Genomic DNA, 20295 nt, shown 5'->3' with positions numbered 1-20295 from the left:
AACTCTTAAAAAGAGGTAAGAAGAATATGGTGGAGGGAGACGGATTCGAACCATCGAAGGCAGTGCCGGCAGATTTACAGTCTGCTCCCTTTGGCCACTCGGGAACCCCTCCAGGGTGTGTCTTACTTTTCACAAAGTAAGCCTAAATTGATGTTTTCCCATAAGCCCATCAATCAGGTTGTTCTCTTAACTCTTATAAAGAGGTAAGAAGAATATGGTGGAGGGAGACGGATTCGAACCATCGAAGGCGGAGCCGGCAGATTTACAGTCTGCTCCCTTTGGCCACTCGGGAACCCCTCCAGGGTGTTTTTTCCTATCTCATAATGGATAGGCTAAAGAGATGTTTTTCCCAACGCATCTCTCAAGTGCGGAGCGCATCATAGCAAACACGTTAAACCTGTAAAGAGTTTTTCTTATGGTTTTGTGTTAAATGCTGCCTTTTTGGGCAAAGATGGCGAAAAGTATGCATATTGCTCGTGAAGTGAACACCTACGCTCAGGTTTACGTAGTGACAGGTAACACCTTGAGGTAACTGACTTTCTGTATTGTGTTTGGTTTGTGTTATTGGCGAAGAAACGTAAATGGAATTTAACCTAGATTTACACTTCTTGACGTTACAGCATTCATCAGTTGATAGAATACGGTTAATTTCATTTATAGATAATAATACCAATCGTAGTAAGTAACTTGTCATTCTAGCTTGTTAAAATGCTCGATAACTGCGTTAGAATTTTTGATTGTAGGATAACTACTTATCGAAAATTCTGCCTTGTTCTCAAGCCTTTTCCCTACGCTATTTCTGACCACTTACTCACTGTGATTGGTACAAACTTACTTGCAGACCATTATTATGAAGCATAAATCTGTTTTAACCCTGCTTAGCTTGTCGATTCTTATGGCGTCTCCAGCCGCACTCGCAAAACGCATGGGCCCAAGTACTGTTACTGTTGTTACTGAGCAGGTTGATATTCACCAAGTTAGTCAGTCTCTTTCTTTGGTCGGTAAGTTAGAAGCCGAACAATCTGTGATCATTACTTCTGAAGTGGCTGGTAGAGTTGACTCTATCAACATCAAAGCCAACCAAGACGTCACTAAAGGGCAGATGTTGGTTCAATTAGATGATGACAAAGCCAAGGCCGCGGTTGCAGAGGCTCAAGCGTACCTAAAAGACGAAAAACGTAAGCTAGCGGAGTTCCAACGACTAGTGAAACGTAATGCGATTACGCAAACTGAAATTGACGCTCAGAAAACCAACGTTGAAATTGCCAATGCACGTTTAGCTGCTGCGAATGCCAACCTTAAAGATCTACACATCAGCGCACCTTTCTCTGGCACTGTCGGTTTTATCGACTTTAGCCGCGGTAAAATGGTGACAGCAGGCACTGAACTCGTGACTTTAGATGACTTGTCTGTGATGCAGTTAGATCTTCAAATTCCTGAGCGCTACCTTTCTAAACTTTCTAAAGGCATGAAAGTAACGGCTCACACCAGTGCCTGGGGCGATACTCAGTTCACTGGCACAGTGGTAGGCATTGATTCTCGTATCAACGCTGAAACTTTGAACCTGCGAGTTCGAATTCATTTCGATAACAACAATGATTACCTAAAGCCGGGCATGCTAGTCGCGGCTGATATGGACTTCCCACCAGTAGAAGCACCGATTATTCCAGTCCAAGCCTTGGAGTACTCGGGCACTAAACGTTTTGTTTATGTGATTGGCGAAGATAACAAAGCAACCCGAACAGAGGTGTTCTTAGGTGCGCGTATCGATAACGAAGTCGTGATTGAGAAAGGCATCGAGATTGGTCAGAAGATCGTGGTGCAAGGTATCGTTAACATGCGTGACGGTGTTTTGGTTCAAGAGTTAGCCGTTAATCGCCCCGCTAAACTTGAGGGCGATACAGCTAACCTTGATGGAAATACAGCAGCACAAGAAGGTACGAACTAATGTTGTTATCTGATGTTTCTGTAAAGAGACCAGTAGCGGCTATCGTATTGAGCCTGCTTTTGGTTGTGTTTGGTATTGTCTCATTTAATAAACTTGCTGTTCGTGAGATGCCAGATATTGAAAGTCCAGTGGTGTCGATCAGTACTCGTTATGAGGGTGCGTCGGCCACTATCATTGAAAGCCAGATTACCTCCAATCTTGAAGACCAATTATCCGGTATCAGTGGCATCGATGAAATTGAATCCACGACGCGTAACGGCATGTCGCGTATCACTATTACCTTTGAGCTTGGTTACGACCTCAATACGGGGGTGAGTGATGTGCGTGATGCAGTGGCTCGTGCTCAGCGCTCATTGCCAGATGAAGCAGATGATCCGATTGTTTATAAGAACAACGGCAGTGGTGAAGCCTCGGTTTACATCAACTTAAGTTCAACAGAAATGGACCGAACTCAGTTAACCGATTACACAGAGCGTGTATTGATTGACCGCTTTAGTTTGATTTCTGGTGTGAGTTCGGTGGATATCTCTGGTGGCTTATACAAAGTAATGTATGTGAAGCTGAAACCAGCCCTAATGGCGGGTCGTGGCGTTACTGCTTCTGATATTACTACAGCGCTAAATAATGAGAACATTGAAAGCCCAGGTGGTGAAGTACGTAATGACGCGATCGTGATGTCGGTTCGTACTGCACGATCTTACACTGAAGCCAAAGATTTCGAATACCTAGTCGTAAAACGTGCGTCTGATAACACACCTATCTATTTGAAAGATGTGGCTGATGTGTACATTGGCGCAGAAAACGAAAACTCGACGTTTAAGAGTGACGGCATTGTTAACGTTAGTATGGGGATTGTGCCCCAGTCAGATGCGAACCCACTTGAGGTTGCTGACTTAGTCCATAAAGAAGTTGAGGCGATTCAGAAGTTCCTGCCTGATGGGACTCGTTTGGCTGTTGATTATGACTCAACGGTGTTTATCGACCGTTCGATCTCTGAGGTATATAGCACACTCTTTATTACGGGTGGTTTGGTTATCCTCGTGCTTTACGTCTTTATTGGCCAAGCTCGTGCGACACTTATTCCAGCGGTGACGGTTCCGGTATCTTTGATTTCGTCATTTATTGCCGCGTACTACTTCGGTTTCTCTATTAACCTGATTACCCTGATGGCACTTATCCTGTCGATTGGTCTAGTAGTAGATGACGCCATCGTGGTTGTCGAGAATATTTTCCATCACATCGAACGTGGAGAGTCGCCACTGCTTGCGGCCTATAAAGGGACGCGTGAAGTAGGTTTCGCGGTAATCGCAACTACGTTAGTGCTAGTGATGGTATTCCTACCAATTTCATTTATGGATGGCATGGTAGGTCTTCTGTTTACAGAGTTCTCAGTGTTACTCGCGATGTCGGTGATCTTCTCGTCGGTGGTGGCACTGACGCTAACACCAGTGTTAGGCAGTAAGATCCTAAAAGCGAATGTTAAGCCGAATCGTTTCAACCTATTTATCGAACGTGTGTTTGGCAAGTTAGAACTTGGCTATAAAGCGGTACTGCGTCGTGCTTTGAATTGGCGATGGGCTGCCCCTGTTATTATTCTCGCGTGTATGGGAGGTAGCTACGGTTTAATGCAACAAGTGCCTTCACAACTGACTCCGCAAGAAGACCGCGGTGTTATATTTGCATTTGTTCGTGGTGCCGATGCAACCAGTTACAACCGTATGTCTGCCAACATGGATATCGTCGAAGAACGCTTAATGCCGCTGCTTGGTCAAGGCTTCTTGAAGTCATTCAGCATCCAATCACCAGCGTTTGGTGGTAATGCGGGTGACCAAACGGGCTTCGTTATCATGATCCTGGAAGATTGGGACGAACGTGAAGAGACCGCTCAGGAAGCGTTGAACGAAGTTCGTAAATCTTTAAATGGCATTCCTGATGTACGTGTATTCCCGTTCATGCCGGGCTTCAAAGGTGGTTCAAGTGAGCCTGTGCAATTCGTACTGGGTGGCTCTGATTACTCTGAGCTTCAGAAATGGGGCGAACTGTTAAAGCAAGCGGCTGAAGATTCACCAATGATGGAAGGTGCGGACATCGATTACTCGGAGAAAACACCAGAGTTATTGGTAACCGTAGATAAGCAACGTGCAGCCGAGTTAGGCGTTAGCGTTTCGGATATTTCAGATACGTTAGAAATCATGCTTGGCGGGCGCAGCGAAACTACGTTCGTTGATCGTGGCGAAGAGTACGATGTTTACCTTCGTGGTGATGAAAACAGCTTTAACAATGCTAATGATTTAAGCCAAATCTATATGCGAACTCGGTCTGGTGAGCTAGTAACACTAGATACATTGACGCACATTGAAGAAGTCGCGTCGTCGATTCGTTTATCGCACTACAACAAGCAAAAATCGGTGACCATCAAAGCCAACCTAATGGAAGGTTACACACTGGGTGATGCACTGGATTTCCTTGACGAGCAAGCGATTGAGCAACTGCCAGGTGATATTTCGGTAAGCTACTCTGGCGAGTCAAAAGACTTCAAAGAGAACCAATCGAGTATCTTAGTGGTGTTTGCGCTAGCGATGTTGGTCGCGTACTTGGTATTGGCTGCGCAGTTTGAAAGCTTCATCAACCCGTTAGTCGTGATGTTCACGGTTCCTATGGGTATCTTCGGTGGCTTCTTAGGCTTAGTGTTGATGAGCCAAGGTCTTAACGTGTACAGCCAAATCGGTATGATCATGTTGATCGGCATGGTAACCAAAAACGGTATTTTGATTGTGGAGTTTGCTAACCAACTTCGTGACCGTGGCATTGAGTTTGAAAAGGCGATCATTGATGCTTCGGCTCGACGTTTACGTCCAATCTTGATGACGGCGTTTACGACGCTAGCCGGTGCGATTCCATTGATTACCTCGACAGGTGCTGGCTATGAAAGCCGAGTCGCTGTGGGTACGGTTATCTTCTTTGGTATGGGCTTTGCGACCTTAGTTACTCTGTTCGTTATCCCTGCGATGTATCGACTGGTTTCGGGTACGACGCGTTCACCTGGCCATGTGGAAGCGGTTCTAAATAAAGAGCTGAGCCATGACAACGTGGGTAGAAGCTCTCACGGCTAATGAACACGCACGGCTAATGAACATGGAATAGTGTAACAATATTGAAAAGCCTGCGTTTGCTCCTAGCGAATTGCAGGCTTTTTTTGTATAACGAGTACAGCTCAACGAATGAATACAAGAAAATAAATATAAAAGGAAAGTAAAGTGGCTGAATTTAAATACAAAGATCTTTCTCAAGAAGAACAAGATAAACTAGACGCAGCAACCTTTCGTCGCCTGTTAGCACATTTAGATAGCAACAAAGATGTGCAAAATATCGATCTGATGATCTTGGCGGGCTTCTGCCGCAACTGTTTCAGCAAGTGGTACAAAGCCGAAGCTGAGCAACAAGGCCTAGACTTGGATATCGATGACGCTCGTGAGCGCGTTTATGGCATGACTTACGATGAGTGGAAACAAAACCATCAGCCAAAGGCGACGCCTGAACAGCTAGCAGCATTTGAAGCGAAGCAGAAGCCAGAATAATTTGTCGATTTAGCAGCAACGATTTATAGATCAAGCAGCACTTAGAACAAACCGCATATAGCAAAAGAGCCCATCAGGGCTCTTTTTAATTTTGTACGCTAATCTTAGCTTTGAATGCTAGTGTCGAGCTTAAGCTAACTCACCCGTTTGCGAGAAAGCCTCTAACTTCGCCGCGTAAGGTTGTAGGTCACCAATATTTAGATTTACCCACTCGTCATTAAAGTAAGTATCTAAGTAACGTTCGCCACTGTCACATAATAAAGTCACGATAGAGCCTTTCTCTCCGCGTGCTTTCATTTCACTGGCTAGTTGAAGCACACCGTACATATTGGTGCCGGTTGATGCGCCAACTTTGCGGCCAAGAATATCAGACAGCCAATGCGTAGTAGCGATACTTGCTGCGTCTGGAATTGTACGCATCTCATCAATCACACCCGAGATAAAGCTTGGCTCTGCTCGTGGGCGACCAATACCTTCAATCTTGCTGAATGTATTGCCTTTCACATTCACATTGCCTGTTTGGAAGTATTCGTGGAATACTGAGTTCTCAGGGTCGACAACACAAAGCTTAGTTTCATGCTGTTGGTAGCGAATGAAGCGGCCGATAGTTGCAGAAGTACCGCCAGTACCTGGGCTCATTACAACCCAAGCTGGAACTGGGTGATCTTCCATCTGCATTTGATTGAAAATTGAGTTCGCGATGTTGTTGTTACCGCGCCAGTCGGTTGCGCGCTCAGCGTAAGTAAATTGGTCCATGTAATGGCCGTTCAGCTCTTCTGCTAAACGGCGAGACTCATCGTAAATTTCATCTGAGCGGTCAACAAGATGTGCTTGGCCGCCGTAGAATTCTATCTGTTCAATCTTCTTCTTCGCTGTGCATTTTGGCATTACTGCAATAAACGGAAGACCTAGTAGGCGAGCAAAGTACGCCTCAGACACGGCTGTGCTACCCGATGAAGATTCAATGATCGTTGTTTCTGGGCCAACCCAACCGTTACAGATAGCGTATAAGAATAGAGAACGCGCTAAGCGGTGCTTCAAAGAGCCCGTTGGGTGTGTGCTTTCATCTTTAAGGTAAACATCAATGCCTTCGATACTTGGTAGTTCGAGCTTGATAAGGTGCGTATCCGCTGAGCGTTGGTAATCGGCTTCAATTTTACGAATCGCGTTGTTAATCCATTGATGGTCAGTGCACATAAGCGTTCTCCTGATCGAGTGTAGGAATTCTTTGTAATTGGTATGGCTCTAATTTAGCTACAATCAGAGAGAAAAACTTTGCCATATTTGCTTTGTTTTGCTTAAATTGTAGAAAATAATTCTCTTTAAATGCGATTTGGTGAAAGTGTGATAGATGCCGTAGATAAAAAAATATTAGGATTACTGCAAGAAGACAGCACCCTGTCATTGAATGACATTTCTGAAGCGGTCAATCTCACCACAACGCCTTGCTGGAAAAGGCTTAAGCGCCTCGAAGAGAACGGCATTATTGAGAAAAGAGTCGCGCTGTTGAATCCAGAAAAGCTCGATCTTTCTTTTACCGCGTTCGTATTGATTAAAACCAGTGATCATTCTCACGAGTGGTATGGTCGTTTTGTGAATACTGTGTCGGAGTTTCCAGAAGTGATGGAGTTCTATCGCATGGCTGGCGAATATGACTATATGATGAAGGTTCAGGTGAAAGACATGAAGTGCTTTGATGATTTCTACAAGCGCTTGGTGAATAGCATTGACGGTATCTCTAATGTGACCTCGACATTTGCGATGGAACCATTGAAGTACACAACAGCACTGCCGCTTTAAGCTCAAACTAATCTTAGGCTACCTATCGTTTCAGTTTAACTATCTTCTCAGTTTAGATCTCGCCTCTGCGATAAAAGAAAAGGATTATTCATGTTTGCAAAAGTATCTACCGCGATCCAATTGGTATTAGCGGTCGCCATTTTTTACTTGGGCTACACCATCTATTCGTTTACTAATAAAGTAGGGGAGATCGTCGATACTTATCCGCAGGTTATCGAAGATTTATCCGGTCTCACGAAAGGGCTAAAAGTGGAAGAGCTGCTAGCATTTGCTGAACATGTTAGTGAGCTTGCTCCTCAAGTTCTGAACACAGTCGAAGAGGTCAGAAAGACGATCGATGACGTGAATCAAACCGTTTCATCGGTCGACAACAAAATCCCTGCGATATTAGATGAAGTGAAAAATGTCCGAACGGAAGTCGAGCAGGTCAGAACCGATGTTATTCCCCCAACATTGACAGAATTAAAACGATACCGTGTCGATGTAATGCCGCCAATGCTCGCTGAAAGTAAATCTTATCGAGAGCAAACCATTCCAGTGATTGTCACTGAATCCGAAATGCTTAGAGCTGAAGTGCCTGATATTTTGGTGCAAGCTAATTTGCTAGCCGATAAGAGTAGAGAGTTAGCTCAGGGAGCGGCAGAAGGTGCGGTGAAAGGGGTGGTGCTATCACCATTTAATCTACTGCGAGACGCTGGAGATGGCATTAAAATGCGAGTACAGAGTGAATTCGAGCCGACGTTAGAGGTTGAATAGACTTTACTGTTTTTGTGTGACGTTCTTTCGTCAGCGTTACTAAAAAGGGGCTAGGTATGATACCTAGCCCCTTTTGGGTTTGAACGTGCTTGTTCGCCGTTTCTAAAAATGTACGTCGCTTTTAAAAAATGCTCATAGTTATAAAAAGTGTTTGCTCGTTACTTGGTAAAGCGCATCACACCTTCTTGAACGGCTGTCGCGACTAGCTCACCTTTTTGGTTGTAAATCTCACCACGTACTAAGCCGCGAGTGTTGGCCGCGGTCGGGCTTTCAATCGCATATAGCAGCCATTCATCCATTTTGAACGGGCGGTGGAACCAGATTGAGTGGTCAATCGTCGCCACTTGGAAGTTGGGCGTCATGATTGACACTTCATGTGGGTGAAGTGCTGTCACCAAGAATCCCCAATCGGACGCGTAAGCCAGCAAATATTGGTGAATCAATTGGTTGTCTGGCATTGCGCCATTTGCTCTTACCCAAAGGTACTGCTTCGCTTCCGCCTTCTTAGGATTGAGCGGATTCACGACAGTCACAGGGCGCATCTCAATCGGCTTTTCACCACAGAAGGTTTTACGCAGTTTCTCTGGTAGGAACTCCGCAATGTGGCTCGCTAACTCGGTTTCAGATGCAAAGTTCTCTGGCCCAGGAATATCAGGCATTGAAATCTGGTGCTCAAAGCCTGGAGCATCACCGTGATAAGAAGCCGTGAGATAGAAAATAGGGCGGCCATTTTGAATCGCTTTAACACGACGTGTGCTGAAGCTTCGTCCATCTCTTAGGTTCTCAACATCGTAAATAATTGGCTTTTCAGGATCGCCAGGAAATAGAAAGTAACTATGAAACGAGTGCACACTACGGTCATCTTGAACGGTATAACGAGCAGCAGAAAGCGCTTGCCCTAATACTTGACCACCATAAACCTGTGGTAGACCTAGGTTCTCACTTTGCCCGCGGAACAGACCTTCTTCCAGCTTCTCTAGCTGAAGTAAACTTAATAATTCTTGTAAAGGTTGACTCATCGCCAGCATGCCTCTTGGTAAAATGGATGTCAGATTATTGTGTTAATCATTTAGCTTAGTCAGATATCTGTCAATAAATCATAGGGTTTCAAGACAGAATATGAAAGCTCTCTTATAATTGGTGGGTAGATTTGCCGAGTCCGGCAAACATGTTGAGAGAAATTGAATATGAAAAAGGCTCTAATTCTTATTACGTCTTTAGTATCGTTTGGCCTACTTGTTGGTTGCCAAGCAACATCAGAAACGAACGCTTCTCAGGAAGTGGTTGCAGAGAACACTCAAGTGATTTCAGGAACAGTAAGCTACCGTGAAAGAATTGCATTGCCAGAGAATGCCGTGGTGACTGTTACGCTAGAAGACATCTCACTGGCTGACGCACCATCGACGGTTATCGCAACTCAAGAGTTCACCACTGACGGTAAGCAAGTTCCGTTCGCATTCGAGCTGAGCTACGACAACAACAAGATTAAAGCTAACCACCGTTACAACATGCGCGCAACGATTCACGTTGACGGTAAATTGCGCTTCACTACTGACACTATTAAGTCAGTAATTACTGATGTAGAAAACACGCAACAAGCAGACTTGCGCTTGGTTGGTGTTCGTTAACTAGGAATGGACGCCATATCAAGGCATCTTGATTAGCTGATTAGCTGATGAGCTGATGGGCTTATTCACTAGTTATGTAATTGATGGCAGCTCTAGGGCTGCCATTTGTATATTCTGAGTTTTACCTTTCCTGCGTCACTCACTTCAACCCCTTCTTCGACCAGATGCTTCTTTTGGCGATCAAACGAATCACCCTTCAAAGAGATCTCACCTTTGCTGTTAATCACTCTATACCAAGGTAGTTTACTTCCTTCAGGCAAGTTGCCTAATGCTCTACCTACATGTCGTGCATAGCCCGGAAAACCTGAAAAACGTGCTATGTCTCCATAAGTTGTTACTTTCCCATATGGAATTTGGTGAATCACAGCAAAGATTTGGAGCAAAAATTGGTCCATACTAAAAGTTCCTAGTTCATTAATACCACGGATCGGTAGAAGGAGAGGGCTATGGTATTTTCAACGTTTCAGTTCTTGATAACCACATTATTAGCGGTTGTTTGCGCGAGAGCAATCAGTTTAAGTGAGGGAGATATCCCAGTGCTTGCAATGGTTATTCCTGCTTTATGGATTTTACCGCAGGGAGGCATCGCAGGGTTAGCTTTGCTCGCATCCATGACTGCCTATGGTTTAACCCTGCCTTTACAACCCATCACGCTGTCTGTCAGTGCGTGGGTATTATTCCCACTGCTTATGGTGGTCTTTTCAAAACGCAGTAGTTTATCCGTCGTGATTATTTCTGGCTTGATTGTAGCAACTTTGCAAGTCGGGATTATGGTCACGCAGTCAGCAGGTAAGCTTGATGGCGCTCCCTGGATTACCACACTACAGACTTTGTCGATCATTGTGATTTGGTGGGCAGCGAATCACCTTAAACCAGCCAGCCGACACAGCTGGTGGTCATTAGGCTTGATACTTCCATTATGGATGGCCGATTTACCTTATGCCGCTTTGGTTGCTTTGTGTGTAACGGGCATCATGGCATCGATGGAAACACTGACGCGCTTGAAAACCTTCCGCTGGAATAAATTATTGTGTTGGACATTGCCGACGGTTGGTTTTGCGGCACTGGTGATTACCCCAAGCATCGAAGTGCCTAGTCCAGTCTTTGTGGTGTGGTTATGTCTATTAGGCACCGCGTGGATGACAGACTACATCATTCGTACAGAAGATAACGAAGACATCGATATCTAGTACGTAGATAACCCGAACCTTACAAATGCAGGTAAATGGTGAATTTACCTGCGATTTTCTAGTGGTTTGAATAAAGGATAAGCACTTAGACAGCAATTGTTCAAAAATAGGGTGGAAGGGCTTGCAATGGTTGCTGTGATGCTTAATAATCCAATCACTCTTTGAGGCAAGCCTCTTAGAAAACGAATCTATGGGGGCCTGGTCCTCCCGCAACAATAACTCGTGAACTCGGTCAGGCCTGGAAGGGAGCAGCCGCAGCGAGTGACTTGTGTGCCGGGATGTGGCTGGGTTCCCACCCCTTAAAAAAGCCGCTCTTAATGAGCGGCTTTTTGCTATCTGAAACTTTCAAAAAGTGAACAACAGTTCGTGATTGGTGGTGTTCACTCTGTACATCAGCCTACTCGTAAATGCTGTATGAAAAGTATTTACTTGCGATTTTTTGATGTTGACCATTGTCGATCAGTCTTTGTATTCCACTATCGATAAGATCTTTTAATTCGTCATCTTGTTTTCTAACAGCGACTCCAATACCACGACCAAACCACTTCTCTTCTGTAAATTTAGGGCCTGTAAAGTGATAGTCCTTACCCTGATCCGTTTCAAGAAAGCCTGCGTTGAGCCCCATTGAACCACCAAACACGCTATCTAAGCGGCCGTTGAGTAAATCGGTAAAGGCTTCATCGAATGAGCCGTAACGTTTGATATCTACATCTGGATAGATCTCAGAAAGGTACTTGTCACCAATAGTTGCTCGTTGAACCCCAATTGTTAGTTCATTTAAGCTGCCGTCATCCATATTGATTTCACGCCCCTTTTCCATGACAAAACGAGTGGGAACTTTAGCGTAAGGCATAGTGAAATTAACTTTCTTTTCACGTTCTTCGGTAATGGTCATAGCCGCTATAATTGCATCGTTTTTACGGCTTAAAAGTGATGGGATAATACCGTCCCAATCAGTTTTTGAGATGATACATTTTACTTCTAATTCGATACACAAGGCGTTGGCTAAATCGACTTCAAACCCCTCTAATTCACCATCTTGCGTTGTCCAACTGAACGGTGGGTAGGCCCCTTCAACAGTAAAGCGAATTTGTTTCCAATCTTTTGCGTATGTGAACACAGAGAAAACACTGACGAATGCAACAAGTATCCATTTCATTGGTTATTTCCTTATAGTAATAATGGATATGGATAATTAACCAATTGTTAACATTTATCAATGCAAATGCATATTGATGTGAGCAAAGGCATGCAGATCAATTAGTTTGCTCCAGTTTTATTGCCAGAAGTACTGTTAGCGTATTTAAGGACGTTAACAATACTTATCCGATTAATCCGCAGGTAGCGTTACAGCAGACGATTTTTCCCCTCGAATGAAACTCAATTTATTGTTTTTTCCTTTACAGGCTCGACTATAGGTTGGAGCTGTGACTTGTTACTGCGAGTACGATGGCTGCAGTTAAAAGCGCTGAGCCACCGATTTTATTCAGGTACGTTGGGTGATCTTGCATAAACCCAAGAAGCTTCTTGGCAGAGATGGCGTAAATCATCACCCACGTAAAATCCAACACTGCCATTGTGGGGCACATCACCAACATTTGTGATAACAGAGGCTTGGTTGGGTCTATGAACTGGGGGAAGAATGCAGTGAAAAAGACAATCGCTTTGGGGTTACCCGCTGCAACGAAGAAACCACTTAAATAGAGTCTGTGGCCTGAAATCGCGGTGGGTGAATTGGTGGTTATTTGTGCATCACACTCAGGTTTATCACGCAACATCTTGATACCCATATACAGCAATGTTGTGACTCCAAGCCACTTGATAACGGCGAACGCTAGTTCAGACGTTGACATTATGATGCCAAGTCCAACTGCAACAATGATCATCTGTATGAAGTTTGCTGAGATATCGCCTAGTGCCGTAAAAATAGCTTTATTAACGCCATATTTCATTGAATGAATGACGCCCAACAAAATGCTGGGACCTGGCGTCATGGTTAAGATAAGTGAAGCGAGGCAGAAGGTTAGCCATGTTTCTATAGTCATTTGTTTTCTCCGGGTGACTGGTATCTATTTTTCGGAAAAAGTAGTCTGCTAGCATAGAGGTAGATATCAAAATAACCTGAGGTTATATAAATGGTTGAAGACTTGGAAAGCATCCCATCATTAGTTCCCAAATTACTTCTGCAGCTACTAGCGCTCGGAAGTATCACTGATGCCGCTCTGGTATTAGGAGTCAGCCAACCTGCTGCGAGCAAAGCTCTTCGACGTGCTGAAGATGTGTTAGGTTTCGCTTTAGTCCGAAGAGACAGTCGTCCCTTATTGTTAACAGAGGAAGGGAGGTTGATTGCTGAGTTCGCGAAACAGCAGGAGTTGCAGGGAGGGGTGTTATTGAGACAGCTTCGACTTATTCAAAAAGATGGGGCTGGACAGGTGAAAGTGGCTTCTTTTGGCGCATCCGCTTCCACACATATTTTACCCAGCCTAATTCATGCGATCAGCCAACACTTACCTCAAGTTAAAATTGAAATAAGCGAGTTTACTGACGAAGGAGCATTATTAGCATTGCGAGAGGGGCGCGTAGATTTTGCAATCGCGGTTGATAAAGAGTATTTGGATCTAGATATCATCCCAGTCTTTACTGACCGTATGGTGGCTTTAGTTCATGAAGATGACCCTTTATCCCAGTTGCCAGTTTTGTCGGCTGTGGATATCGAAGATCGAGATTTTATACTGAGTAAAGGGGGCAGCGAGGCGCTCATTAGAGAATGGTTTAAGCTATCAAAATCTCGCCTTAAAGAAAAACACACCATTGTTCAATTGACCTCGATACTTGCTTTGATTAGAGCGGGCTTAGGTGTTTCTATTGTTGCAGAGCTTGCCGTTCCAGAATCTCATCCCGGCGTAAATGTTATTCCTCTTGCGCCCGAGTACCCTCGTAATATTTGTGTAGCGAAAAGAAGCGGTTGTTTTTCTTCGAACGCAGCCAGGTTAACTTGGGATTTTTTGAGTAAAAATAGGTCACTTAATTACCTAAGCAAGTGAGATCATTAAGTGCGAACAGACGTTTATCTATCATTGCCTCATTTAATTCGCAGGCAACACAACGGCAGACGCTTCTTCCTCCGAATCTTCTTTGTCTTCTACTTGGTCAGCAACCCAATCAATCGTCTTTGTTAGATAGAGCTTGTTGGTTTCGGTATCACACCAATGTTTTGATAATCCTCTTCGATTAAACTCACTGCCAATTGCTGCGAGTGTCTGGTTGCTTGATCGCCCGTAATACAAGGTGTCGCACAGTTGCAGGTTCGACATGGATTGAGGGTACGTATTGACTGGCGAGGAGTTCATGCTCAGTGCTTTTGATTGGTTATGAGTGCACCCAGTTAGGCTCAGGAAAAAGAAAAGGATTAGCGTATTTTTCATGGTGTATCAGATCTGTTGCCGATGATTTGAAGAGAGTATTGCCATGATTGCCCCACTAATTTGTCAATTTCTCGCCAACTAGTTATAGACCAAGACTTTCCTCCCAGTTAGAAGGCGTTATTAAGCCAACGATAAAAACAGAATTAACAAACAAAAGCGCAATTTTGTACAAAAGCTGAAAGAGCCTATAGAGTAGACTGATAAGTCGCTCGATAATTAACAGGCTTGGGAATTGTTATGGAGAACAAGAAACGCTCTAAAGAAAAGGCCGAATATAAGATCACAGAAGAGCTCGGTGGCCTTGAAACCCTTAATGCTGAATACGAAAAGCAGAACTTCTCGCGCCATAGCCACGAGGGCTACACACTTGGTGTTATTGAGCAGGGCGCTCAGCGTTTCTATCGAACGGGCGGGCATCATATAGCACCACAAGATGCGATTATTCTGGTCAATGCCGACGAAGTTCATAGCGGTCACTCTGCCACTGAAGGTGGTTGGGCATATCGAGCCATGTATCCTCTCCCAGAGCAACTTGCCAAGATCACTCAAGAGCTTAACCTACCGAACTACGGGGCTCCTTACTTCCCTAGAGCGGTGGTTGAAGATCCTGAACTCGCCAATCAACTCAGATTAGTTTTCAACACGATTGATGAATCAGATAATCGCCTGCTAAGAGAAACCCTAATGTACGGGATGTTGGTTAAACTGATTAGCCGACATGGTAAATCGAGCCTTAAACCTCAATTAGATGGAAAAACTCAACGGCAACTTATTCTAGTGAAAGAGTTTTTAGACGATTTTCCACAAGCGGATGTGTCATTGGAAGAATTGTCGAAGCTTGCGGCTTTAAGCCCATTTCACTTGGTGCGCTCTTTTCAAAAAGAATTTGGTCTTCCGCCACATGCATATCAAATTCAATCCCGACTCAGGCTTTCGCGTAAGTTGCTAAAGCAAGGGCATTCGATCTCGGACACTGCTCAAGAGTGTGGCTTTCACGATCAAAGCCATTTTCATCGACATTTTAAGAAAGCCAACGGTTACACCCCAGGTCAGTACATTAAGATGCGTTGATTTGATCGCTTTTAACTTTGTGCTTTGGCGATAAAGCAAATTTGTACAATCGAATAAGTGAGTGCTCTTTTACAGTGGAAAACCAATGTAACGAGAACTAGAAAAAATGGATAACAACACAATGGATAAACGTACGCAGTTATGGAAAGGCGTTATGGCAGCGATGCCGTTAAGTATTGCCGTCATACCGTGGGGCATATTAGCGGGCTCGTATGCGATAGATGCTGGACTGAATCAGCTTCAAGCACAAGCGATGTCGGCTATTCTCTTTGCTGGCTCTGCACAACTTGTCGCTGCGGGTATGTTCAAAGCGGGTATTGGTTTAGGCACCATGTTGTTGACCACACTGTTCATCACCTCAAGGCACTTTCTGTACAGCGTATCGATGCGTGACAAAATCAGCCATCTTCCTGCGCGTTGGCGCCTATTACTTGGATTTTGGCTCACCGATGAGCTGTTCGCGATTTGTAGTGGGCAGTCTCAGAAAGAATTTAATCGTTGGTACGCTGCGGGTGTAGGTGGTGGTTTTTACCTCGTTTGGAATATCGCGAGCTTCGTTGGCATTGTCGCGGGAAGCCAAATTCCTTCACTCAATGAAATTGGGCTCGATTTCGCGGTCGCAGCAACCTTTATCGCCTTGGTGTTCCCATTAATCCGAACTCTACCCGTCGTAGTGTGTGTGGTGGTTTCATTGGTCACTTCGGTTGCCATGTCGGTTAACAATATTGAGGGCGGGCTAATGATTGCAGCGATTGCCGGTATGTTAGCGGGCTTTATCAGCGAATCGTTCCAAGAGCGAAACAACGGCAACAAGACAATTGTGGAGGAGAAATAGAGATGATTTGGTTAACGATATTACTCATGACTGCGATTGTTTTCTTTAGTCGGTACCTGTTTCTAGAGCCAGCAATCCCGCTTCGATTAAATCAAACCACGCGTCGCCTGTTACGCTATTCAAGCCCAGCTGTGCTTACCGCAATTTGGGGGCCGATTGTATTTGCACCAGAGCAGACATTTTGGCCAAGCCTTGAAAACCCATACTTGATAGGCGCGCTGGTCACAGGTCTGTTGATTTGGAAAACAGGCAATGTGCTGTTAACGATTGGAGTCAGTATGGCCGTGTTTTTGTTCTATAACTTAGTCGCAGTTGATTACCTTTTCTCTTGAGCTTCTACTTAGGTTTTATGTTTCTCCCATGATTTAAGGGCTGTATAGATATGATTACTTGTTATGTTCGATATGTGATTGATCCTAAGAAAACAAAGGAGTTCGAAACCTACGCTAAAATGTGGATTCCTTTGGTCGCTAAATTTGGTGGCCAACACAATGGTTATTTCTTGCCGTCGGAAGGGGCGAGCAATATTGCTTTGGCGCTGTTTACCTTTGAAAGCTTGGCTGCCTATGAAGAGTATCGGATTAAATCGCTGAGCGATGCTGAGTGTATTAAAGCGTTTGAATTTGCAGATGAAGTTGATTGCATCGTGAGTTATGAGCGAAGCTTTTTTAGACCTGTTTTTGACTGATTGACCTTGCAACGTATGACATGGTGGCATCTAATGTACCGATTCACTGTTTGTGTTTTAAGGTTCTGGTAAGGAGTTAGTTTGGCTAAGAAATATTATGTGGTTTGGAAAGGTCGTACACCGGGTATTTTTACCACTTGGAATGAGTGTAAATCGCAAGTTGATGGTTTTGCTGGCGCGCGATACAAATCGTTTCCAACATTAGGCGAGGCTGAATCTGCTTTCGGTGGTAAAACGTCGTCTGCGTCAGGTTCTTCGGCTACAAAGCCAAGCTCTGCGGGTAAGGCGACTAAAGCGAAGGTTCCGCCTCTCTCTCAACAACAAATCACTGATATGCCTTTTGATATCAAGATCTTTACTGATGGCGGTTGTGAGCCAAACCCAGGTGAAGCCGGTACAGGTTTAGCGGTGTACCTGAACAACGATTTAACTGAGTTGTGGTATGGTCTTTACCAACCAATGGGTACTAACAATACCGCAGAGCTACAAGGTTTGAAGCAAGCATTTATAATTGCAAAAGAGAAACTGCAAGCCGGCTTGTCTGTTGCAATTTATAGTGATTCAAAATACTCGATTGACTGTATTACTAAGTGGGCAACGGGTTGGGAGAAAAAAGGTTGGACGAAGTCGGGTGGTGAAATCAAAAACCTCGATATCATCAAGCCAGCTTATGCGATGTACCAAGAGCTCGCTTCTCAAATCACTATCCACCATGTTAACGGTCACGTTGGTATTGAAGGTAATGAACTTGCAGATCGAATGTCTATCGTTGCGATTGCTTCTAAAGAACAAGATCTGAATCGATATACAGAGACAGACGATCTTACTGAGATATTAGCGTTGCGAGCGGGTTAAGAAAGCTCGGCGAGCTGTTTTTTAATCACGGAAGCAAGTCTAGCCCAGCGTAGGGCGAGTTTTATCCAAACTCATACCATATTAAGCGTTACAGTGCGCATCAATGTAACGCTATGGTTTGTGTCTTTCTCTTCTAATTTTTAGTTTCTAATTCATTTCACATCTATCTGCGTGTTTTTAGATAGTCTTAAACTGGGTTTTCTATCCAATGAGACAGTTGTTGAGCTTGTTTAAGAGAGTTAAATCGCTTCTCTACTCGGGTTCTTGCCATCATCCCCATTTCTGTTTTGTCCTCGCTACTTAATTGCGCAAAACGCTCTATGCTTTCTCTTAACTCTTCGACGTTTTTTTCATTCACTAAAAATCCGGTGTCAGATGTGACAATTTCCTTACAGCCCATTATGTTGGTTGTAATCACGGGAGTCCCGACTGCCATGGCTTCTTTTAGTACTAACGGTCCAGTATCGACACAACCTGTTTCTGAAAAGCAGAAAGGAGCGACTAAACAATCGTAGCTCGGTAAGTGCTCTTTTACCCACCCATGAGGCTTTGAACCAAGAAAGCTGACATTTCGAGTTAGCCCTTGTTGTTCGACTTGCGCTTTTAACTGGGACTCTAGATCTCCAGTACCGACGATATCGAGATGAATGTCGAGAGGCTCAGCTATGGGTGCTAAGGCATCAATGAGAAAGTGGATACCTTTTTGTTCAACTAATCTTCCAAGGAAAACAAAGCGAAGCTGCTTGGTTTCGGTCTTTGGGTGTAGTTGAAATTGCTTGGTATTTACACCGCAATGCAGGAGCTTAATATTACCTTTTGCCATGTGATTAAAGTCGGTGAGCATGTCTTTACAGACCGCGACCACAAAATCGCTCGATGTAATCTTATGTTCAATATCGTAAGCGAATTCGTAAACATCATGGCCATGGGCGACAAACGAGCAAGTGATGTTGAGAAGCTTAGCGGCGACAATAGCGTGGGCAGTGGTGTGTTGGCAGAAGTGAGCATGGACATGGTTAACGTCTTTTTCTGCGAGTTGTAAAGCCAACTTAAATCCATAAGCGAAAAGTGACTTCTTCGGCATGCTAGTCTGCTTAGATACAAACGAAAGCGCTTTGACAACACCCACCCAGTTGATGCTAGTTATCTTGCCCGCCCGAACATCCTTGCCAATTTTCACGATGTCATAGTCGAAAGCTTTTTCACTTTCTTCTACTTCGAATGCCATTACGCATACCTGATGCCCACACGCTTTCACGGAGTCGACTTCTGTCTGAATGAATGTCTCGCTCAGTACAGGGTAGGTAGGCGCTATAAATGCTACTTTTTTCATTTTTTGCTCCTTTTACTGGCCACTAAAATGGATTAAGCAAGATACGAACCAAGATGAAAGAGTATTTTTTCGGCGCTTCTTAATGGTTTTCTCAAAATGGCATTCAAATTGGAGATTTGAGTATTTCTGCAGGCAGCGCTTGGTCGTCATTTTGCGAACAAGCACGTAGGCTGCTGATATAAAGCCAGTTTAATAGTGAGGAATGCTCGGCACAGGATATGCAGAAGTAGCTGTACAACGTATAAATTCGAGAGCGTCACTATGGCTAAAGTTAGTATTGTTATTCCTACTTATAATTGTTTGGACTATCTTCCGAAGGCAATCGGCAGCGTACTCAAACAGACTCATCAAGATATCGAATTAATCATTATTGACGATAACAGCAATGATGGAACATCAACTTATCTCGCATCCATACACGACGAACGTATAGTTAAAATAGCGACTCTGGGTGTAGGTGCACCTCAAGCCAGAAACCTAGGGATCGAAAAGGCGACCGGTGAATTCATCGCTTTTTTAGATGCCGACGATTTCTGGTATCCAGAGAAAATCGAGCGACAGATCGAGTTCCATCAACGAAACCCTGAGTTGGCGATGAGTTTTACCAATTACGAACATCTCACTGAAGACTACCAAGTGATTATTGACTGCTTTAGCTATTGGTCACAGTTCCAAGAGAAAGATGAGTTGTTCTTCAATATTGAAAAGCCACTAGAGTTCATTATTGAAAACAACGTGATTGGTACATCGACAGTGATGGTTAGAGCTGATGTGTTCTCTCAAACAGACAGTTTTAATGCTGATATAAAGTATGGGGAAGATTGGGAGTTGTGGCTTCGACTCAGTGAGAATCATCAGATTGGTGTGCTGAATTCAGTGCAGGTTGGTTATTTAATGAGGTCGAGTTCTGTCACTCAAACTGAAAGCTTCAAATTGAGGAATTTGCAGTCTATAGAGACTATTCTTCAGCGTTACCAAAATGGCAGTGAACGTTGGAACCTGCCTTCTTCTAGCTTTAAAATCGCAAAGGCGAGAATACTAGAAGGCTACGCTGACTATTATCGAAGTCTACACCACAACAAACAGGCGGTTGCTTATAGCTTTCGATCTTTGGTTATGGCCCCTCAAAAGCGAACGTTACGACACCTAATCGGTGACTGTAAGAGTTTCCTAACACCCGCATGGTAA

21 protein-coding genes, 2 tRNA genes and 1 other RNA gene are annotated in these 20295 nt (G+C 44.2%); 15 read left to right on the top strand and 9 right to left on the bottom strand.

Annotated elements, in window-relative coordinates:
* Window positions 1-27: 27 nt before the first annotated feature.
* Both AACW75_RS20470 and AACW75_RS20465 read right to left on the bottom strand, forming a co-directional pair.
* A tRNA-Tyr gene (locus tag AACW75_RS20470) sits at window positions 28-112 on the bottom strand.
* A gap of 103 nt (window positions 113-215) precedes the next feature.
* Window positions 216-300: transfer RNA gene (locus AACW75_RS20465), tRNA-Tyr, on the bottom strand.
* A 550-nt stretch (window positions 301-850) separates the two neighbouring features.
* Between AACW75_RS20465 and AACW75_RS20460 the strand changes: the two genes are divergently transcribed.
* From AACW75_RS20460 to AACW75_RS20450, 3 genes are all read left to right on the top strand, one after another.
* Window positions 851-1948, top strand: a complete 1098-nt coding sequence (locus AACW75_RS20460) for an efflux RND transporter periplasmic adaptor subunit (protein ID WP_135458017.1) — start codon at window positions 851-853, stop codon at window positions 1946-1948.
* A complete protein-coding gene (gene vexH / locus AACW75_RS20455) occupies window positions 1948-5061 on the top strand; it encodes a vibriobactin export RND transporter permease subunit VexH (RefSeq protein ID WP_054546784.1) in 3114 nt (1037 codons plus the stop codon). Before AACW75_RS20460 ends, vexH begins: the two co-directional genes overlap by 1 nt.
* Before the next feature lie 144 nt (window positions 5062-5205).
* Window positions 5206-5526, top strand: a complete 321-nt coding sequence (locus tag AACW75_RS20450; protein WP_010439576.1) for a DUF1244 domain-containing protein — start codon at window positions 5206-5208, stop codon at window positions 5524-5526.
* 129 nt (window positions 5527-5655) lie between these two features.
* On the opposite strand, the gene AACW75_RS20445 is transcribed toward AACW75_RS20450, so the two are convergent.
* Window positions 5656-6723 carry a PLP-dependent cysteine synthase family protein gene (locus AACW75_RS20445; protein WP_135458983.1) on the bottom strand — a complete coding sequence of 356 codons (1068 nt, stop codon included), beginning with the start codon at window positions 6721-6723 and terminating at the stop codon, window positions 5656-5658.
* A gap of 129 nt (window positions 6724-6852) precedes the next feature.
* Here AACW75_RS20445 and AACW75_RS20440 point away from each other — a divergent pair, with 129 nt between their 5' ends.
* Complete coding sequence (locus AACW75_RS20440; protein WP_017078855.1) at window positions 6853-7326, top strand: Lrp/AsnC family transcriptional regulator; 474 nt, start codon at window positions 6853-6855, stop codon at window positions 7324-7326.
* A 90-nt stretch (window positions 7327-7416) separates the two neighbouring features.
* On the top strand, window positions 7417-8082 hold the full coding sequence (locus tag AACW75_RS20435; RefSeq protein ID WP_135458981.1) for a hypothetical protein: 666 nt from the start codon (window positions 7417-7419) through the stop codon (window positions 8080-8082).
* 158 nt (window positions 8083-8240) lie between these two features.
* Here the strand turns inward: AACW75_RS20435 and tesB are convergent, their stop codons facing one another.
* A complete protein-coding gene (gene tesB, locus AACW75_RS20430) occupies window positions 8241-9101 on the bottom strand; it encodes an acyl-CoA thioesterase II (protein WP_135458979.1) in 861 nt (286 codons plus the stop codon).
* Between the two features lie 168 nt (window positions 9102-9269).
* Here tesB and AACW75_RS20425 point away from each other — a divergent pair, with 168 nt between their 5' ends.
* Window positions 9270-9710 (top strand): YbaY family lipoprotein, encoded by a 441-nt coding sequence (locus AACW75_RS20425; protein WP_029222253.1) that lies wholly within the window; start codon window positions 9270-9272, stop codon window positions 9708-9710.
* 92 nt (window positions 9711-9802) lie between these two features.
* On the opposite strand, the gene AACW75_RS20420 is transcribed toward AACW75_RS20425, so the two are convergent.
* Window positions 9803-10105, bottom strand: a complete 303-nt coding sequence (locus tag AACW75_RS20420; protein WP_102450202.1) for an MGMT family protein — start codon at window positions 10103-10105, stop codon at window positions 9803-9805.
* 51 nt (window positions 10106-10156) lie between these two features.
* Between AACW75_RS20420 and AACW75_RS20415 the strand changes: the two genes are divergently transcribed.
* Both AACW75_RS20415 and ffs read left to right on the top strand, forming a co-directional pair.
* Entirely contained in the window at window positions 10157-10900 is a 744-nt protein-coding gene (locus tag AACW75_RS20415; protein ID WP_102450203.1) for a hypothetical protein, read from the top strand.
* A gap of 196 nt (window positions 10901-11096) precedes the next feature.
* Window positions 11097-11193, top strand: an RNA gene (ffs, locus tag AACW75_RS20410) — signal recognition particle sRNA small type.
* 104 nt (window positions 11194-11297) lie between these two features.
* On the opposite strand, the gene AACW75_RS20405 is transcribed toward ffs, so the two are convergent.
* Window positions 11298-12059: a transporter substrate-binding domain-containing protein gene (locus tag AACW75_RS20405; protein WP_004736414.1), complete on the bottom strand. Its 762-nt coding sequence runs from the start codon at window positions 12057-12059 to the stop codon at window positions 11298-11300.
* 253 nt (window positions 12060-12312) lie between these two features.
* The gene (locus AACW75_RS20400) at window positions 12313-12945 is read right to left on the bottom strand and encodes a LysE family translocator (protein ID WP_054541729.1); all 633 of its coding nucleotides are present in this window, start codon (window positions 12943-12945) and stop codon (window positions 12313-12315) included.
* Window positions 12946-13035: 90 nt separating this feature from the next.
* Between AACW75_RS20400 and AACW75_RS20395 the strand changes: the two genes are divergently transcribed.
* Entirely contained in the window at window positions 13036-13944 is a 909-nt protein-coding gene (locus AACW75_RS20395) for a LysR family transcriptional regulator (RefSeq protein WP_102462573.1), read from the top strand.
* 42 nt (window positions 13945-13986) lie between these two features.
* On the opposite strand, the gene AACW75_RS20390 is transcribed toward AACW75_RS20395, so the two are convergent.
* Window positions 13987-14325 (bottom strand): hypothetical protein, encoded by a 339-nt coding sequence (locus AACW75_RS20390; protein ID WP_019350604.1) that lies wholly within the window; start codon window positions 14323-14325, stop codon window positions 13987-13989.
* A 237-nt stretch (window positions 14326-14562) separates the two neighbouring features.
* On the opposite strand from AACW75_RS20390, the gene AACW75_RS20385 reads away from it, so the two are divergent.
* From AACW75_RS20385 to AACW75_RS20365, 5 genes are all read left to right on the top strand, one after another.
* Entirely contained in the window at window positions 14563-15396 is an 834-nt protein-coding gene (locus AACW75_RS20385; RefSeq protein ID WP_145570397.1) for an AraC family transcriptional regulator, read from the top strand.
* Window positions 15397-15502: 106 nt separating this feature from the next.
* Complete coding sequence (locus AACW75_RS20380; RefSeq protein ID WP_135458976.1) at window positions 15503-16231, top strand: AzlC family ABC transporter permease; 729 nt, start codon at window positions 15503-15505, stop codon at window positions 16229-16231.
* A 2-nt stretch (window positions 16232-16233) separates the two neighbouring features.
* Window positions 16234-16563, top strand: coding sequence for an AzlD domain-containing protein (locus AACW75_RS20375; RefSeq protein WP_108208910.1), 330 nt, complete (start codon window positions 16234-16236; stop codon window positions 16561-16563).
* Between the two features lie 50 nt (window positions 16564-16613).
* Window positions 16614-16919, top strand: coding sequence for an NIPSNAP family protein (locus AACW75_RS20370; protein WP_029189615.1), 306 nt, complete (start codon window positions 16614-16616; stop codon window positions 16917-16919).
* A gap of 81 nt (window positions 16920-17000) precedes the next feature.
* Complete coding sequence (locus AACW75_RS20365; protein ID WP_017073550.1) at window positions 17001-17774, top strand: ribonuclease H family protein; 774 nt, start codon at window positions 17001-17003, stop codon at window positions 17772-17774.
* Between the two features lie 187 nt (window positions 17775-17961).
* On the opposite strand, the gene AACW75_RS20360 is transcribed toward AACW75_RS20365, so the two are convergent.
* Window positions 17962-19107, bottom strand: coding sequence for a glycosyltransferase (locus AACW75_RS20360; RefSeq protein WP_016785723.1), 1146 nt, complete (start codon window positions 19105-19107; stop codon window positions 17962-17964).
* Between the two features lie 261 nt (window positions 19108-19368).
* Between AACW75_RS20360 and AACW75_RS20355 the strand changes: the two genes are divergently transcribed.
* Window positions 19369-20295 carry a glycosyltransferase family 2 protein gene (locus tag AACW75_RS20355; protein WP_016785722.1) on the top strand — a complete coding sequence of 309 codons (927 nt, stop codon included), beginning with the start codon at window positions 19369-19371 and terminating at the stop codon, window positions 20293-20295.

Origin of the sequence: Vibrio sp. L3-7, assembly GCF_963898195.1 — a bacterium.
GTDB lineage: Bacteria > Pseudomonadota > Gammaproteobacteria > Enterobacterales > Vibrionaceae > Vibrio > Vibrio echinoideorum.
This window is presented reverse-complemented; position numbering and strand designations above follow the sequence as displayed.

Bases quoted from the DNA above. Each gene is read 5' to 3' on its own strand.
- AACW75_RS20445 (WP_135458983.1), bottom strand. From the start codon at position 6,723: ATGTGCACTGACCATCAATGGATTAACAACGCGATTCGTAAAATTGAA.
- AACW75_RS20435 (WP_135458981.1), top strand. From the start codon at position 7,417: ATGTTTGCAAAAGTATCTACCGCGATCCAATTGGTATTAGCGGTCGCC.
- AACW75_RS20355 (WP_016785722.1), top strand. From the start codon at position 19,369: ATGGCTAAAGTTAGTATTGTTATTCCTACTTATAATTGTTTGGACTAT.
- AACW75_RS20415 (WP_102450203.1), top strand. From the start codon at position 10,157: ATGGTATTTTCAACGTTTCAGTTCTTGATAACCACATTATTAGCGGTT.
- AACW75_RS20440 (WP_017078855.1), top strand. From the start codon at position 6,853: ATGCGATTTGGTGAAAGTGTGATAGATGCCGTAGATAAAAAAATATTA.
- AACW75_RS20395 (WP_102462573.1), top strand. From the start codon at position 13,036: ATGGTTGAAGACTTGGAAAGCATCCCATCATTAGTTCCCAAATTACTT.
- vexH (WP_054546784.1), top strand. From the start codon at position 1,948: ATGTTGTTATCTGATGTTTCTGTAAAGAGACCAGTAGCGGCTATCGTA.
- AACW75_RS20370 (WP_029189615.1), top strand. From the start codon at position 16,614: ATGATTACTTGTTATGTTCGATATGTGATTGATCCTAAGAAAACAAAG.
- AACW75_RS20460 (WP_135458017.1), top strand. From the start codon at position 851: ATGAAGCATAAATCTGTTTTAACCCTGCTTAGCTTGTCGATTCTTATG.
- AACW75_RS20390 (WP_019350604.1), bottom strand. From the start codon at position 14,325: ATGAAAAATACGCTAATCCTTTTCTTTTTCCTGAGCCTAACTGGGTGC.
- AACW75_RS20375 (WP_108208910.1), top strand. From the start codon at position 16,234: ATGATTTGGTTAACGATATTACTCATGACTGCGATTGTTTTCTTTAGT.
- tesB (WP_135458979.1), bottom strand. From the start codon at position 9,101: ATGAGTCAACCTTTACAAGAATTATTAAGTTTACTTCAGCTAGAGAAG.
- AACW75_RS20425 (WP_029222253.1), top strand. From the start codon at position 9,270: ATGAAAAAGGCTCTAATTCTTATTACGTCTTTAGTATCGTTTGGCCTA.
- AACW75_RS20420 (WP_102450202.1), bottom strand. From the start codon at position 10,105: ATGGACCAATTTTTGCTCCAAATCTTTGCTGTGATTCACCAAATTCCA.
- AACW75_RS20385 (WP_145570397.1), top strand. From the start codon at position 14,563: ATGGAGAACAAGAAACGCTCTAAAGAAAAGGCCGAATATAAGATCACA.
- AACW75_RS20400 (WP_054541729.1), bottom strand. From the start codon at position 12,945: ATGACTATAGAAACATGGCTAACCTTCTGCCTCGCTTCACTTATCTTA.
- AACW75_RS20380 (WP_135458976.1), top strand. From the start codon at position 15,503: ATGGATAACAACACAATGGATAAACGTACGCAGTTATGGAAAGGCGTT.
- AACW75_RS20360 (WP_016785723.1), bottom strand. From the start codon at position 19,107: ATGAAAAAAGTAGCATTTATAGCGCCTACCTACCCTGTACTGAGCGAG.
- AACW75_RS20405 (WP_004736414.1), bottom strand. From the start codon at position 12,059: ATGAAATGGATACTTGTTGCATTCGTCAGTGTTTTCTCTGTGTTCACA.